Origin of the sequence: Stenotrophomonas maltophilia (genome assembly GCF_004920835.1) — a bacterium.
GTDB classification, from domain to species: Bacteria; Pseudomonadota; Gammaproteobacteria; order Xanthomonadales; family Xanthomonadaceae; genus Stenotrophomonas; species Stenotrophomonas maltophilia_AQ.
This window is the reverse complement of record NZ_QFHO01000021.1, coordinates 63,208-77,049: the sequence shown is the minus strand read 5'-3', so window position 1 is coordinate 77,049 and position 13,842 is coordinate 63,208. Positions and strand designations below refer to the sequence as shown.

The following is a 13,842-nucleotide window of genomic DNA, read 5'->3' as shown; positions in this document are numbered from 1 at the left end:
CAGCCCACCCGCCCGGCCAAGCGCGGCTTTTCGCTCTACGCGACCAACCAGCCACCCACGAGGGGCTACGCCGTGCGCCGGAAACTACGCCGAAGGCGCAGACTTCTGCTTCAGCAGACTGAGCGCCAGACCACCCACCACCAGCACGCCCAACCCCAACAACGCCCACAGCAACCACGCCTTCCAATCGCGCTGCGGCTTCAGCGCCGCGTCGCCGGCCAGCGGTTCCGGGCTGCCTTCCAGGCGCGCCAGCGTCGGCTGCCAGGAAGGGTCATTGCGCTGCCGCAGTTCCTCGATCAGCACGCCCACCGGTGCCTCCGCCCGGCGTGCGGTCGAACTGCCTACCGCCAGCGCATACGGTGCCGCGCCCTGGCTCAGGAACACCAGCACTTCCGGCTGATAGCCCAGGCGCAGGGTCGGCGCTGTCGCCGTTTCCGCCGGGTTCGCCACCAGTTTCCAGTAACGGTCGCGGTGGATGCCGCCGAGCGGTTGCGCGGCGGACTGCTGGCGCTGGCCCTGGGTGCCCTGCTGCAGCTGGTAGGCAATCCACGGTGCGCTGCGTCGCTGCCATTCCGCGCTCTCGTCATCGCGGCTGAACAGCGTCCACTGCACCAGGCTGTTGTCGGTGCTGGCCACGTCAGCGCGCGCCACCGGGAAGCGGCCGTCCAACTCGAAGGTGTACTCGCCCTTGCCCTTCGACGTCGGCTCCAGCGACAGCCATTCCCACGGCAGCGTGGCCGGTGCCGGCGGCAGCTCGGCCAGCACACTGCGCAGGGTCGGCAGGCGTGCCTCGCCCTGTGCCAGCACGCGCACGTAGCGGGCGCTGCTGTCCACCTGCAGCCGGCGCTGCAACAGGCGCTTGCCGGCGCGCTGCAGATCCACCAGCGGCACATCCCGCGCGATCGGGCGCCAGTTCTGCAGATCATCGCTGGCGTCCAGCTGCACCTGCGCCTGCAGCGGCTGGCCGCTGTCAGCCCAGTCCAGCACCAGCGCTGCCAACGGCTGCTGGCCAAGCACGCTGGCGTCGATCAGCCAACCGCCCTGCCCGTTCGTCACCGCGCTGCCGCCCACGCGCGCTTCAACCCGGCGCACGCGGCCGTCGGTATCGCGTTCGGTCAGCAGCTGCAGGTCATTGCGCTGCGATGCGGCCAGCGGCGGCAGCACGAACCATGGCAGTTCGCGCTGCACCGGCGGCTGTGCCAACGGCTGGTCCGGTGCCAGCAGCGCCGATGGCAGCGATTGGCCCGCCGCGTTGAATACCTGCAGATCACCCAGGTCGGCGGCACCGGCACGGCGGTAGATCGCCGGTTCCAGCACGACGCGATACGCACCGGACTGTGCACTGGACAACGTCAACGGCCATTGTTCGGCGTACTGGGTGCGGTACTCGGCGGCCTGCACCGCGACGGCGGCCAGCATGCCGAACATCGCCGGCAGCAGCGCCCTGCTCCAATTCCTCATTGTTTTTCCTCCACGGACGGCGCCGCGCTGGGCGGTGCCGGTGCCAGATAACCCACGACCGTGCACAGCAGGCCGTAGGCGATGAACGATGCGATGCCGAGCAGGTTGCCAAGGTGCTGGCGATCGATGAGTACCAGCTTGGCCAGCACCACGCCCATCAGCACGGCGCCCACCATCCACAACACGCGTTGGCCGCGACGCGAGCCCCATACCCAGGCGATCACGCCAAGCACGCTCCACAGCACGGTCAGGCTGGTCTGGGCCAGGCTGAAGCGCATCATCGAGGCGTTCCAGGACAGGCCGCCCCACTGGTGCACGCCATGCAGCACCAGGCTGGTCAGCGCAATGAAGGCCGCCAGCGCCAGCACGGGCAGGCGGATCTTCAGCAGTGCCTGCGGCGCCTGGTCGCTGTACAGCCAGCGCGCCAGCAGCAGCAGGCTCAGCCACTGCCCGATCTCGGCCGGATTCAATACCGGCAGCCACAGCAGCGGCGCGGCATCACCCGGCAGCAGCTGGCCGAACAACCAGCCGATCGACAACAGGCCGAACAGCACGCACTGCAGCGGCAGGCGCACGCTGTCGAAGGCCACGCCCAGCGGCCAGCGCAGGACGTTCCAGCGCCACAGCGACAGCGCCGCCATCAGCAGCCACGGCAGCGTGACCAGCAGGGTCGTCCAGCCCTGCGCCAAGTTGGCCTCGCCACCGCCCCACAAGGCCAGCAGCGAAAGCAGCGAGGGCCACAGCAGCCACCACAGGAACTGCGCGATACGTGCCACGGTGTCGCCGCCCTGGCGCAGGCACAGCAGCGTGCGCACACCAAGCACCGCGAACACCGCCCAGGCCAGCACACCGTAGCCGGCGAACGGTTGCTGGTGCGCATCGCTCTGCACCAGCGCCAGCGGGAAGCCCAGCGCCAGCATCGCCAGTGCGGTCACGCCCAGCGCGCGCGCCGGCTGACGACGCTGCATTTCCGCGGCCAGCCATGCGGTAACCGCGGCCAGCACCAGCAGTGCATCCACTTCGATGCGGTAGGGGAAGAACCGGATGATCTCGTGCACCAGGCCGCCCAACCACCACAGCAGTCCCCACAGGTAGTAGACCAGCGCGATCTCGTGACGCTCCCTGCGCTGGTAACTCCACGCCGACGCGAAGCCGGCCACGGCCAGCAGCAGCGCACCAATCGCTGTTGGGTTGAGCAGGAAACGCACGTCTTCATGCCAGTGATCGCCACCGGCAACGAAGGCGAACGCGGCACCCATCTGCAGCAATGCACCGGACACCTGCGGCAGCCAGCGCTTCTGGCGCAGGCCCAGCCAGGCCAGGCCGGCACCTTCCAGTGCGAACACCGCACCGGTTGCACGTGCTGACAGCGCCAACGGCACCGCCAGCGTGGCGAAGCCCACCGCCAGCACCGCATGCGACTGCGCCAGCACGGTGTACGACGCACGCGCGATCAGCGCCCGCGCCAGCACCGCGTAGATCGCAGCCAGGCCCAGTGCACACAGTGCCAGCGTCATCGGCTGCTCATGCAGCATGCCGGCCTGCAGCGAGAACGCGACAAGCGGCGTGCCGAACACCAGGCTGCCGTCGACCAGATCGCGCCGACCTGCCGGCTGACGGCGTGCATACAGCAGCGGAATCAACAGGTAGAAGGCAAAGAACAGCAACAGGAACGGCTCGGTGCTGCTGAACTTGTCAGGCGCGTACTGCAGCACGCCCCAGAAGGTACCGATGCCAAAGGTGAAAGCGAAGCCGAGCAGGTTCAGCGCACGCCACGGACGGAACCAGGCGATGGCGAAGATGCCTGCGTTGAGCACCGCGTAATAGCTGAACAACCCCACGTGGTTGCCGCTGCCGGTGGACAGCCACAACGGCGCCATGAAGCCGGCCAGGATGCCCAGCACCGCCAGCGTGCGCGAGTTCTGTACCACTGCCAGCACGCACAGCCCGGCCACCAGTGCGATCGAACTGGCAAAGGCAAAGCCTGGGTTGAGCAGTTCAAAGCGTTTGAACGCGGCGAAGATGGTCAGCAGCAGCACGCCGATGGCACCGCCCTGCAGGGCCAGCGCAAACAGGCGCCGACGTTCGCGCTGGTGCCAGCCGAAGGCCAGCAGGCCCAGCGCACCCACGGTGACGCCGGCCAGGCGCAGTTCGATCGGCAGCACCAGCCAGCCCTGGTCGCTGACGTACTTCAGCAGTGCGGCGACACCGGCCAGCAGCACCAGCATGCCGATCTTGACCGGCACGTTGCCTTCGGTGAACCAGCGTTTGACCGCACCGACGCCACGCTCGATGAAATTAGGCAGCGCCGGTTCTGGCGGCAACGGCGGCAACGGTGGCTGCACCGGCACCGGCGGTGGCGCGGCAGGACGGGGAACAGGCGCCTCGGTGGGCGCGGCCTCGCGCAACGGCGGCTGCGGAGGCTGAGGTGAGGGCGGCACAGCCGCAGCGACCGGCCGCAGGAAGGGGGGATCGGCACTGGCGGCGGGCGTGACCAGCCGTTCAGGCGCGGGCGCGGCGGCGACCGGCCTGGCGACAGGTTCGGCGGCCAGTGCGCTTTCCAGCGCGGCGACGCGGCGACGCAGGCCGGCAATCATCACCAGTGCCACCACCAGCAGCAGCGGGATGGCCAGCAGGACCAGTACGACCAGGGCTATCAGTGCTTCCATTGCGTGCTTCCATTGCGATCCCGCGCCCCAGCGGCAGCGGTCGACCGGCCCATGCTACGACAGTGCCGGCCCCATAAACGACGAACCCCGGCCAGGCCGGGGTCCGCGTGCGATCTTTGCCGACCTTACTTGGCGGCGACGACCTTGGCCATTTCCAGGCACTTGTTCGAGTAGCCCCACTCGTTGTCGTACCAGGTCACCAGCTTGACGAAGGTGCCGTCCAGGGCGATACCGGCCTCGGCGTCGAACACCGAGGTGCAGGTTTCGCCGCGGAAATCGGTGGCCACGACCTTGTCTTCGGTGTAGCCCAGGATGCCCTTCAGCGGGCCTTCGCTCTGTGCCTTCACTTCAGCGCAGATCTCGGCGTAGGTGGCTTCCTTTTCCAGCTCGACGGTCAGGTCGACCACCGACACGTCCGAGGTCGGGACGCGGAAGCTCATGCCGGTCAGCTTCTTGTTCAGTTCCGGGATGACCACGCCGACAGCCTTGGCCGCACCGGTGGACGACGGAATGATGTTTTCCAGGATGCCGCGGCCGCCGCGCCAGTCCTTGTTGGACGGGCCATCGACGGTCTTCTGGGTGGCGGTGGCCGCATGCACGGTGGTCATCAGGCCGCGCTTGATGCCCCACTTGTCATTGATGACCTTGGCCAGCGGGGCCAGGCAGTTGGTGGTGCACGAGGCGTTGGAGACGATCGCCTGGCCGGCGTAGGTCTTGTCGTTCACACCGTAGACGAACATCGGGGTGTCGTCCTTCGACGGCGCCGACATGATCACCTTCTTCGCGCCCGCGTCGATGTGCTTCTGCGCGGTTTCCTTGGTCAGGAACAGGCCGGTGGACTCGATCACCACGTCCACGTCCACGTCGTTCCACTTCAGGTTGGCCGGGTCGCGTTCCTGGGTCAGGCGGATCTTCTTGCCGTTGACCAGCAGGTCGTTGCCCTGCACCGCCACGTCGGCCTTGAAGCGGCCGTGCACGGAGTCGTACTTGAGCATGTAGGCCAGGTAATCCGGCTCCAGCAGATCGTTGATGGCCACGATTTCGATGTCGTCGCCGAAGTTCAGCACCGCCGAGCGCAGGACGTTACGCCCGATGCGACCGAAACCGTTGATACCAACCTTGATTGCCATGTTCTCAAGCTCCTGCGGCCGCGTCGGGTGCGGCGGGATGGATAGGGCCCACAAGTCTAGCAAACCGGGCATGGCCACCGTGGGCCAGCCCCTGCCGGCAACGGGCTGGCGGACAGGATTTGATCCGGATCAAAGCGTTAGCGCGGCGTGAGGCCGAGACTGTCGCCATCCACCCAGCAACGAGACTACCCCCATGCGCAAGACCTCCCCCCTGATCGTGGCCAGCCTGGCCGCCGCCCTGTCCCTTGCCGCCGCCCCGGCCATGGCCCAGTCCAAGGGCGACTGGACCGTCTCCGCCGGCGTGCACCAGGTGGCGCCGAAGTCGAACAACGGCTGGCTGGCCAACGGCACCCTGAAGGTCGATGTCGACAACGACGTCAAGCCGACCATCACCGGTGAGTACTTCATCGCCGACAACCTGGGCATCGAAGTGCTGGCCGCGCTGCCGTTCAAGCACGACATCAACATCAACGGCCTCGGCCGCGTGGGCAGCACCAAGCAGCTGCCGCCGGTGGTCACCCTGCAGTATCACTTCAACAGCAAGGGCAAGGTGTCGCCGTTCATCGGTGCGGGCGTGAACTACACGACCTTCTTCAGCGAAGACACCACCGGTGCGCTGAAGGACAGCCGCCTGAAGCTGCAGGATTCGTGGGGTCTGGCCGCGCATGCGGGCGTGGACTTCGCGATCGGCGAGAAGGGCGCGCTGCGCGTGGACATGCGCTGGATCGACATCGACAGCAAGGTGAAGCTGGATGGCGAGAAGATCGGCACGGTCAACATCGATCCGCTGGTCTACGGCGCGTCGTACGTCTTCAAGTTCTAAGCGGTGTGTTGAGCGCGGGGGCTTCGCCCCCGCTCCCCCGCTACATGCAAAACCCTCGCAGCATGTTGCCCCGGTGATTGCCGGGGCTTTTTTTTTGCGCGAAAAGCACCGGCATCTGGAACTGGGTGGAGAGGGTTGGATGATCGGGACACGCCGTAAATACGTCCCTGTAGGCTCGATCGCCGCATCCATGCGGCGAACGGTCCCGATCATCCAACCCTTTCCACCCTTCCCATCTGCGCGCGCGTGCCAGCTCAAGCAAAGGCAAGAGCAGAACCTGTACATCCGAGGCGTAGTGGTTGCCTGCAATTGCGGGAGGCCGATTTTGATCCTGCATTTGTCTTCGATGTTGCCTTTGACCTTTGCATCCGCCTCCGCGGCCATGTTGGATGGGGCTGCAGGGGCAGGCGCTGCAGCCAGCCCCCAGCAGACAGGAACGCGCCGCTCTTCAATCCGCCTCCCCCCGCTAGAATGTGCGCATGAAAGCCCTGCACTCCTTCCTCCTCGCCGCCGCCCTGGCGCCGGCCCTGCTGTCCGTCTCCGCCCCCGTCCATGCCTGGGGCGCGCAAGGCCACCGCCTTGTCGCCGAAGTCGCCGACGCCCGCCTCAACCCCACCGCCCGCGCCGAAGTGGACCGTCTACTGGCCACCGAACCGGACGCCACGCTGGCCAGCATCGCGCCCTGGGCCGACCAGCTGCGTGCCAAGGATCCGGGCCTGGGCCGTCGCTCGGCCGGCTGGCACTACGTCAACATTGCCGAAGACAACTGCCATTACGAAGCACCGAAGCACTGCAAGAACGGCAACTGCATCGTCGAAGCCCTGAAGGCGCAGAGCACCATCCTCGGCGACCGCAGCCTGACCGATGGCGAGCGCCTGCAGGCGCTGAAGTTCGTCGTGCACCTGGTCGGCGACATCCATCAGCCGATGCATGCCGGCTACGCACACGACAAGGGCGGCAACGATTTCCAGCTGCAGTTCGGCAACCGCGGTACCAACCTGCACTCGCTGTGGGACAGCGGCATGCTCAACACCCGCAAGCTTGACGACGCAGGCTATCTGCCGCTGCTGCAGAGCCAGCGCGCGCCGAAGCTGGCGCGCCAGTCCAACCCGCAGCGCGACCCGCAGACGTGGGCCGAGGCCAGCTGCCGCATTTCCATGCAAGCTGGCGTTTATCCGGCCACGCGTAAAATCGGTGATGAATACACCGAGCGCTACCGGCCGCTGGCCGAAGCGCAGCTGCGACTGGCCGGTGAGAACCTGGCGCAGTTGCTGAACCGCGTGCTGGGCACGCGCTGAGGAGCGTTCCAATGTCAGTCCAGGTGCAGTCGTACTTCCACCGTGACAGCAATACCTTCAGCTATCTGGTCAGTGATCCGGCCACCGGCGAAGCGGCGCTGATCGACCCGGTCCTGGACTACGACCCGGATACCGACGCCAGCAGTGAAGCGCCGCTGCATGCCGCGTTGCAGGCCATCGAACAACAGGGCCTGCAGCTGCGCTGGCTGCTGGAGACACACGCTCACGCTGATCACGTATCGGGTGGGCGCCGTCTCAAGCAACGCTTCCCGCGGGCTACGCTGGCCATCGGCGAAGGCATCCGCGCGGTGCAGGCCACCTTCGCGCCGCGCTACGGCCTGCAGCTTCCTGCGGCGGATGAAATCTTCGATCAACTGTTCGGCGATGGCGAGACCTTCGCTCTTGGCGGACTGCGCGGCCAGGTGATTGCCGTGCCCGGCCATACCAGCGACAGCATCGCCTACCTGATCGGCGATGCGCTGTTCACCGGCGACTCGCTGTTCATGCCCGACGGCGGTACCGCCCGCTGCGATTTCCCGGGCGGTGACGCCGCGCAGTTGTATCGTTCAATCCAGCGTCTGCTGGCGCTGCCCGATGCGACGCGCGTGTTCGTCTGCCACGACTACGGCCCGGGCGGCCGCGAGTTCGCCAACGAAACCACCATCGGCGAGCAGCGCGCACACAACATCCACGTGCATGACGGCGTGGCCGAGGCGGAGTTCGTCAGCGTGCGCCAGGCCCGCGATGCCACACTGGCCGAACCGACGCTGATGCAGCCAGCGGTGAAGGCCAACATCCAGGGCGGTGCCTGACACACACCGCTGCGCTCGCCGGGCATGGCCCGGCGCTACCGTTTTCGGTCACGCATCGCGGGCGTTCATTTCCCCTGCGTGCGCACCACATGCTGGCCCTTCACGATCTCGAAGGTGAAGGCGTACTGCAGGGTAACCGCCACCGGTTCGACGCGCTCGGCGCCGCGGCAGTCGCCGCGGTCTGCAGGCGCCTTGCCAGCGGCAAAGTGACATACCGCTGCGGACGAGTACTTCCACATCGCCACCGCTTCCTGTGCGGCCTGCAGAAGGGGCGCATTCTCGCCCGAAGCACCTGCCGCGCACTCAGGGCGATCGGTCAACGGCATGCTGCGTTCGACGCTGCCCTGCGCATCGACCACCACCTGCAGGCAGATGGTGGTAGGCGCCAGTTCCACGCGTGGGTCACGGTCACCAACCTGCGGATCCGGTGCCGCGTACAACTGCGGCATGCGGTAGCCCTCGCTCGCGCCCAGCGAATAGGTCTGCAGCTGCCCGCTACCGCCACCGGTCTGCGGCTGCAGGCGCTGATGGCCGACATTCTCGCTGCGGGTATCAACGGTGGTCAGGCGATCCTGGGTCGCGCACCCTGCCAACAGCGCCGCCGTCATCAACAGCGGCGCGGACTTCACTGGGAGTCCTCGGTGTTGTCCATGGCATAGGTGATCGGAATCTTCACAGCCCCTGCAACGGGCTTTCCGTTCTTCATCGCCGGACGATAGGTCCAGCTCCGCGCAGCGGCGATCGACACCGCATCGAACACACCCGGATTGGTTGCGCTGAGTACCTGGACGTCAGTCGGATGGCCTTTGGCATCCACTTCCACGCGCAGGTTCACCACGCCCACCTGACGCTGCTCGATGGCGGACTTCGGGTAGGACGGTGGCGGCATCTTGTCGACTTGGATGGGCCTGTCCAGACCCGCCTTGGCGGCATCTTCTTCCGCGTGTTCAAACGGCTCGACACCGATTCTCGGGTTCCCGGCCACGCCCCCCTGGCTGGCCCATGCCACCGCCCCCATTCCCAGACACAACCCGACCACCAGCACCTGCCCCGACACCCACGGCAATGCCTTCCGCTTGGACTGCTTCAACATGGCGATACGCTCCTTCAACACGGGTTGGCTGCGCCAATGGCAGACCGCTGGCGCAACCGGATGGACCAGCTGCGCCTTCAGCAGCGTGCTGGCGTAGAGACCGCGCAGCGCAGGCTGCGGGGCAATGGTGCGGGCATCGCAGGCCAGCTCCTGGTCACGCAGGAATCGGCGGGCGGCCCACGGCAGAAGCGGATGGAACCAGAACACCGCGCGTGCCATCAGCAGCGCCCCATTGGCCCAGTGATCGCCATTGCGACGGTGGCTGCGCTCGTGCTGCAGGATCAGGCCCTGTTCCTGTGCGGTGAACTGCTGGTCGAAGTCCGGGCCTACCACGATGCGCGGCCGCCACAGGCCAACCAACGCTGGCAGGCCCGGGTCGGCGCTGGCCTGCCAGCTGCCATCGGCGCGTGCACACAGTTGGCCCATGCCACGTTCAAAACGCCGCTGCGCACGTAGATCGCGTAGCAGACAGAGGACCGCCCCCAGCGTCCATGCCAGCAGCAACAGCCCGGCCCACGGCAACGACTGCCCTGTCATGCCTTCGACGGTGCCGGGCAGCACTTTCAACGGCAGCGTTGGCACATGCTCCAGCAGTGCCACCTGCGGTAACGGCAGCAGCAACGATGCCCCCAGCAACGGCAGCAGCCACCAGCTGCGGTAGGCCAACGCCACGCCCCCCAGGCGCACCAGCAAGGGCCGCAGCACCGCCAGCACGACCACGCCCACCGCCAGCCACAGGCTGGCCTGCCACAGCCCATCGAGCAGCTCAGTCATGGTCCAGCTCCTGGATCAGCTTCTTCAGTTCGGCGATGTCCTGCGCACTCAACTGGCCGCGTTCGCTGAAGTGCGCGACCAGCGGTGCCACCCGCCCTTCGAAGACGCGGCCGATGAAGTCCTGGCTCTGCGCCTCCACCCACGCCTGGCGCTGCAGCAGCGGCCGGTACAGGTAGCGCCGGCCATCGCGCTCGGCGGCGATCGCGCCCTTGGTCAGCAGGCGGTTGAGCAGGGTCTTGATGGTCGGCTCGGCCCAGTCACGGTGGGCCAGCGCGGCCACCACCTCGTCGGCGCTACGCGGCGCCTGCTGCCACAGCACCTCCATCACAACGGCTTCGGCTTCGCTGATCGGGCTCATGGTTTACATCCGTAATCGACAAACCGATTACGCGCGTAATCGAATCGCCTGTCAAGTCCCTCGACTCCAGGTTCATCGCACCTGCGCCAGCATCGATACCTCCCGCCCCAGGCCCCGGATGAAAGCGCTGCCCAAGAAGGATTTCCCGGTCGAGCAGGCGCGCCGCTTCCTCGAACCCGGCCCGATCGTGCTGGTCAGCACGGCGTGGCGCGGCCAGCGCAACCTGATGACGATGGGCTGGCACATGGTGATGGGCTTCTCGCCTTCGCTGGTCGCCACCTACCTGTGGAACGAGAACCACAGCCATTCACTGGCGCGCAGCAGCGGCGAATGCGTGATCAATGTGCCGGGGGTGGAACTGCTCGATACCGTGGTGGACATCGGCAACTGCAGTGGCCGCGAGGTCGACAAGTTCGCCCACTTCGGGCTCGATGCACAGCCCGCGCGCGAGGTCGGTGCACCTCTGGTCGGGCAATGTCATTCGTGCTTCGAATGCCGCCTCTACGACGATAGCCAAGTGGAATCGAGCAACCTGTTCATCTGGGAAATCGTGCGGGCCCATGTTGCACCACGCCCAAAGCTGCCGCGCACGGTGCATTACCGGGGCGATGGGCAGTTCATGGTGTCTGGCGCCGAAGTCTCGCGTCGACGGCGGTTCAAGCCCGACATGCTGTAATGCCAGCACTCCCCCACTCGCAGGACCGCCGCGCATGACCGAACACCTCACCGACCTGGACGCCGCCGTCGACTGGTTGTTTGCGCGCGTGGACGGGCCGCTGCGGATCGGGGCACCGCTGGCACTGGGCAAGCCGCATCGGCTGCTCAATGCGCTGTACGCACGCGTCGAACATGACCCGTCGCGACCGTTGCAGTTGTATACCGCGCTGTCGCTGAACCCGCCGAAGGCACGCGGCAATGGCCTGGAAGCGCGCTTCATGGCACCGTTCGCGCAGCGCCATTTCGGCGACGATTTCCCACGCCTGGCCTATGCCGATGCGATCGCCCGCGATGCGCTGCCGGCACATGTGCAGGTGGAAGAGTTCTACATGCAGTCCGGCGCCCTGCTCGGCTCGCGGCAGGCGCAATCCAGCTATACCAGCCTGAACTACACCCACGCCGCCGATGCCGTGGCCCAACGCGCGCCGCAGGTGATCGTGCAAAAGGTGGCGATGCGGCCGGACGACCGGCGGCTCTCGCTGTCGTGCAACAACGACATCACCCAGGACACGCTGGATGCGATTGCCGCGCGCGGCCTGCCGCGCCCGCTGCTGGTCGCCGAGATCGATCCGCAGTTGCCCTACCTGGGCGGCTCGGCCACGGTCGATGTGTCGTTCTTCGATCTGGTGATCACCCCGCCGCCGCCGTATCCGGCGCTGTTCGGCCTGCCGCGGCAGCCGGTCGGCGATGCCGACTACGCCATCGGCCTGTATGCCAGCACGCTGGTGCGCGATGGCGGCACGCTGCAGATCGGCATCGGCACGCTGGCCGACGCGCTCAGCCATGCGCTGGTGCTGCGCCATACCGACAACGCGCGCTACCGGCGTGTGCTGCATGCGCTGGATCCGCAGCTGGCCAGCCACCCGCTGGTGCAGGAAGTCGGCGGACTGGAACCGTTCGAAGTCGGCCTGTACGGCTGCAGCGAGATGCTCAACGAGGGCTTCCGCCGGCTGGTGCAGACAGGCGTGATCAAGCGCAAGGTGCACGACGACCTGGCGCTGATGCAACGCATCGAGAACGGCAGCACCCTGTCCATCGATCACGCCACCCTCGCCGCCGAAGGCGAGTACCTGCACGGCGCGTTCTACCTGGGCTCACCCGAGTTCTACGAATGGCTGCGCACGCTGCCGGAAGACGAGTGCCGCGCGATCGGCATGCGCCGCATCAGCGAGATCAACCAGCTGTACGGCGGCAACGAGACGCTGGAACGCCTGCAGCGCCGGCACGCGCGTTTCTTCAACTCCTGCATGATGGCCACCGCGCTGGGCGCGGCGGTGTCGGATGCGCTGGACGATGGACGCGTGGTATCCGGTGTTGGTGGCCAATACAACTTCGTGGCGATGGCACATGCCCTGCCCGAAGCCCGAAGCGTGCTGATGTTCCGCGCGGCGCGCGATGACAAGGGCCAGCGTGAATCCAACGTGCGCTGGAACTACGGACACACCACCATCCCGCGCCATCTACGCGACATCTACCTCAACGAATACGGCATCGCCGATCTGCGCGGCTTGACCGACGAGGACTGCGTGCATGCGATGGCTGCGATCACCGAAGCACCGTTTCAGAGCGGGCTGCTGCAGCAGGCGCATGCCGCGCGCAAAGTGCTGGCGGCCACGCAACCGGATCCCGAGCGACAGCAACGCAACACACCGCAGGCATTGGCCGCGGCGCTGGCAGCGTTCCGCGCCGATGGCACGCTGCCGGACTATCCGCTGGGCAGCGACTTCAACGAGATCGAGCAGGTGCTGGTGAAGGCGCTGGGCTGGCTGAAGGCCAACACGCAGACCCGCGGCGACAAGCTGCGCACGGTCTGGGCAGCGCTGCGACAACCGGCCGGCGACGGCGATGCCGTGTACCTGCAGCGCATGGGCCTGCAGGCGCCGAAGGATTTCGCCGAACGCCTGGACGCGCGACTGCTGCGCCTGGCGCTGGCGCGCACCGCCTGAGAAAAAGGGACGGAGGGGATTAAGTCGTTTGTGCACAAACGACTTAATCCCTCCGTCCCCTTCTTATCCATGCATGACGTGCATCTACTGCCCTATCCTCACTGCATCCTCAAGGTACAGGCGGGCAATGGGTGGATGCGCTCGATGCTCGACCTGCCACAGGTCGTATGCCGCCTGCATCGCCAGCCACATGCGGGCATTGCCCAGACCCGCAAGCTCAAGGCGGAATGCGAGTTCCGCGGAAATGCCGGCGTGCCCGTTGATGATGGTCGACAACTGTCCGCGGGAATAGCCAAGATGCTGCGCCAGCGCACTGATCGACATGCTGATCGCCGGCAGGATGTCTTCGCGCAGCGATTCTCCGGGATGCGGCGGATCATGCAACGGCATCGAGCAGGCTCCTAGTGATAATCAAGGTAATCGACCAGTTCGACGTCGAGCCCACGAAAGCGGAACACCAATCGCCAACTCGCCGAGACACTTACAGCCCAGTAGCCGCTATAGCTTCCGCGCAGAGGGTGCAGGCGATTTCCGGGCAGCCCCATGTCTCCAGGCAGCCGGGCTTGATCCAACTGCACAAGCAAACGCCGCAATCGAGCGACATGATCGGCACGGACTCCCGAAATGTCGCCCCGCTCATAGAGCGCTTTCAGGCCCTTATGCCTGAAGCTGACGATCACGCGGCATCATTGTAAGGCATCACCTTACACTCCGCAAATCCAACATGGGATCCTGCGCTGCTCTTCCTGTCCATGCCTACT

General features: G+C 66.4%; 13 protein-coding genes. 5 read left to right on the top strand and 8 right to left on the bottom strand.

Translation table 11 applies throughout. The features are described 5' to 3' along the window. Positions 1–84 precede the first annotated feature (84 nt). The 3 genes from DI041_RS14930 to gap form a co-directional block, all read right to left on the bottom strand. On the bottom strand, positions 85–1,461 hold the full coding sequence (locus DI041_RS14930; RefSeq protein ID WP_136640079.1) for a DUF3999 domain-containing protein: 1,377 nt from the start codon (positions 1,459–1,461) through the stop codon (positions 85–87). Beyond that, complete coding sequence (locus DI041_RS14925; RefSeq protein ID WP_136640078.1) at positions 1,458–4,130, bottom strand: DUF2339 domain-containing protein; 2,673 nt, start codon at positions 4,128–4,130, stop codon at positions 1,458–1,460. The genes DI041_RS14930 and DI041_RS14925 overlap by 4 nt, the downstream gene beginning before the upstream one ends. A gap of 125 nt (positions 4,131–4,255) precedes the next feature. Beyond that, positions 4,256–5,260: a type I glyceraldehyde-3-phosphate dehydrogenase gene (gene gap / locus DI041_RS14920; RefSeq protein WP_046984264.1), complete on the bottom strand. Its 1,005-nt coding sequence runs from the start codon at positions 5,258–5,260 to the stop codon at positions 4,256–4,258. 193 nt (positions 5,261–5,453) lie between these two features. Here gap and DI041_RS14915 point away from each other — a divergent pair, with 193 nt between their 5' ends. The 3 genes from DI041_RS14915 (at position 5,454) to DI041_RS14905 (ending at position 8,193) form a co-directional block, all read left to right on the top strand. Next, positions 5,454–6,083 (top strand): OmpW/AlkL family protein, encoded by a 630-nt coding sequence (locus DI041_RS14915; RefSeq protein WP_046984265.1) that lies wholly within the window; start codon positions 5,454–5,456, stop codon positions 6,081–6,083. A gap of 479 nt (positions 6,084–6,562) precedes the next feature. Continuing rightward, on the top strand, positions 6,563–7,381 hold the full coding sequence (locus tag DI041_RS14910) for a S1/P1 nuclease (protein WP_136639475.1): 819 nt from the start codon (positions 6,563–6,565) through the stop codon (positions 7,379–7,381). A gap of 11 nt (positions 7,382–7,392) precedes the next feature. After that, positions 7,393–8,193 (top strand): MBL fold metallo-hydrolase, encoded by an 801-nt coding sequence (locus DI041_RS14905; RefSeq protein ID WP_136639476.1) that lies wholly within the window; start codon positions 7,393–7,395, stop codon positions 8,191–8,193. 65 nt (positions 8,194–8,258) lie between these two features. Here the strand turns inward: DI041_RS14905 and DI041_RS14900 are convergent, their stop codons facing one another. From DI041_RS14900 to DI041_RS14890, 3 genes are read right to left on the bottom strand one after another with little or no spacing between them, the layout of a single operon-like run. Beyond that, a complete protein-coding gene (locus DI041_RS14900; RefSeq protein WP_046984268.1) occupies positions 8,259–8,822 on the bottom strand; it encodes a hypothetical protein in 564 nt (187 codons plus the stop codon). Further along, on the bottom strand, positions 8,819–10,060 hold the full coding sequence (locus DI041_RS14895) for a M56 family metallopeptidase (protein ID WP_046984269.1): 1,242 nt from the start codon (positions 10,058–10,060) through the stop codon (positions 8,819–8,821). The genes DI041_RS14900 and DI041_RS14895 overlap by 4 nt, the downstream gene beginning before the upstream one ends. After that, positions 10,053–10,418: a BlaI/MecI/CopY family transcriptional regulator gene (locus DI041_RS14890; RefSeq protein WP_046984270.1), complete on the bottom strand. Its 366-nt coding sequence runs from the start codon at positions 10,416–10,418 to the stop codon at positions 10,053–10,055. The genes DI041_RS14895 and DI041_RS14890 overlap by 8 nt, the downstream gene beginning before the upstream one ends. Before the next feature lie 118 nt (positions 10,419–10,536). Here DI041_RS14890 and DI041_RS14885 point away from each other — a divergent pair, with 118 nt between their 5' ends. Then, the gene (locus DI041_RS14885) at positions 10,537–11,094 is read left to right on the top strand and encodes a flavin reductase family protein (protein WP_046984271.1); all 558 of its coding nucleotides are present in this window, start codon (positions 10,537–10,539) and stop codon (positions 11,092–11,094) included. A gap of 34 nt (positions 11,095–11,128) precedes the next feature. Beyond that, positions 11,129–13,081, top strand: coding sequence for an acetyl-CoA hydrolase/transferase C-terminal domain-containing protein (locus tag DI041_RS14880; protein ID WP_046984272.1), 1,953 nt, complete (start codon positions 11,129–11,131; stop codon positions 13,079–13,081). A gap of 84 nt (positions 13,082–13,165) precedes the next feature. On the opposite strand, the gene DI041_RS14875 is transcribed toward DI041_RS14880, so the two are convergent. Together DI041_RS14875 and DI041_RS14870 are read right to left on the bottom strand one after the other, a co-directional pair. Further along, positions 13,166–13,471: a HigA family addiction module antitoxin gene (locus DI041_RS14875; RefSeq protein WP_046984273.1), complete on the bottom strand. Its 306-nt coding sequence runs from the start codon at positions 13,469–13,471 to the stop codon at positions 13,166–13,168. Positions 13,472–13,482: 11 nt separating this feature from the next. Then, positions 13,483–13,761 (bottom strand): type II toxin-antitoxin system RelE/ParE family toxin, encoded by a 279-nt coding sequence (locus DI041_RS14870; protein WP_136639477.1) that lies wholly within the window; start codon positions 13,759–13,761, stop codon positions 13,483–13,485. Positions 13,762–13,842 lie beyond the last annotated feature (81 nt).

Coding starts and splice junctions, on each gene's coding strand:
- DI041_RS14880 (WP_046984272.1), top strand. CDS start 11,129: ATGACCGAACACCTCACCGACCTGGACGCCGCCGTCGACTGGTTGTTT.
- DI041_RS14885 (WP_046984271.1), top strand. CDS start 10,537: ATGAAAGCGCTGCCCAAGAAGGATTTCCCGGTCGAGCAGGCGCGCCGC.
- DI041_RS14910 (WP_136639475.1), top strand. CDS start 6,563: ATGAAAGCCCTGCACTCCTTCCTCCTCGCCGCCGCCCTGGCGCCGGCC.
- gap (WP_046984264.1), bottom strand. CDS start 5,260: ATGGCAATCAAGGTTGGTATCAACGGTTTCGGTCGCATCGGGCGTAAC.
- DI041_RS14925 (WP_136640078.1), bottom strand. CDS start 4,130: ATGGAAGCACTGATAGCCCTGGTCGTACTGGTCCTGCTGGCCATCCCG.
- DI041_RS14875 (WP_046984273.1), bottom strand. CDS start 13,471: ATGCCGTTGCATGATCCGCCGCATCCCGGAGAATCGCTGCGCGAAGAC.
- DI041_RS14915 (WP_046984265.1), top strand. CDS start 5,454: ATGCGCAAGACCTCCCCCCTGATCGTGGCCAGCCTGGCCGCCGCCCTG.
- DI041_RS14895 (WP_046984269.1), bottom strand. CDS start 10,060: ATGACTGAGCTGCTCGATGGGCTGTGGCAGGCCAGCCTGTGGCTGGCG.
- DI041_RS14905 (WP_136639476.1), top strand. CDS start 7,393: ATGTCAGTCCAGGTGCAGTCGTACTTCCACCGTGACAGCAATACCTTC.
- DI041_RS14930 (WP_136640079.1), bottom strand. CDS start 1,461: ATGAGGAATTGGAGCAGGGCGCTGCTGCCGGCGATGTTCGGCATGCTG.
- DI041_RS14890 (WP_046984270.1), bottom strand. CDS start 10,418: ATGAGCCCGATCAGCGAAGCCGAAGCCGTTGTGATGGAGGTGCTGTGG.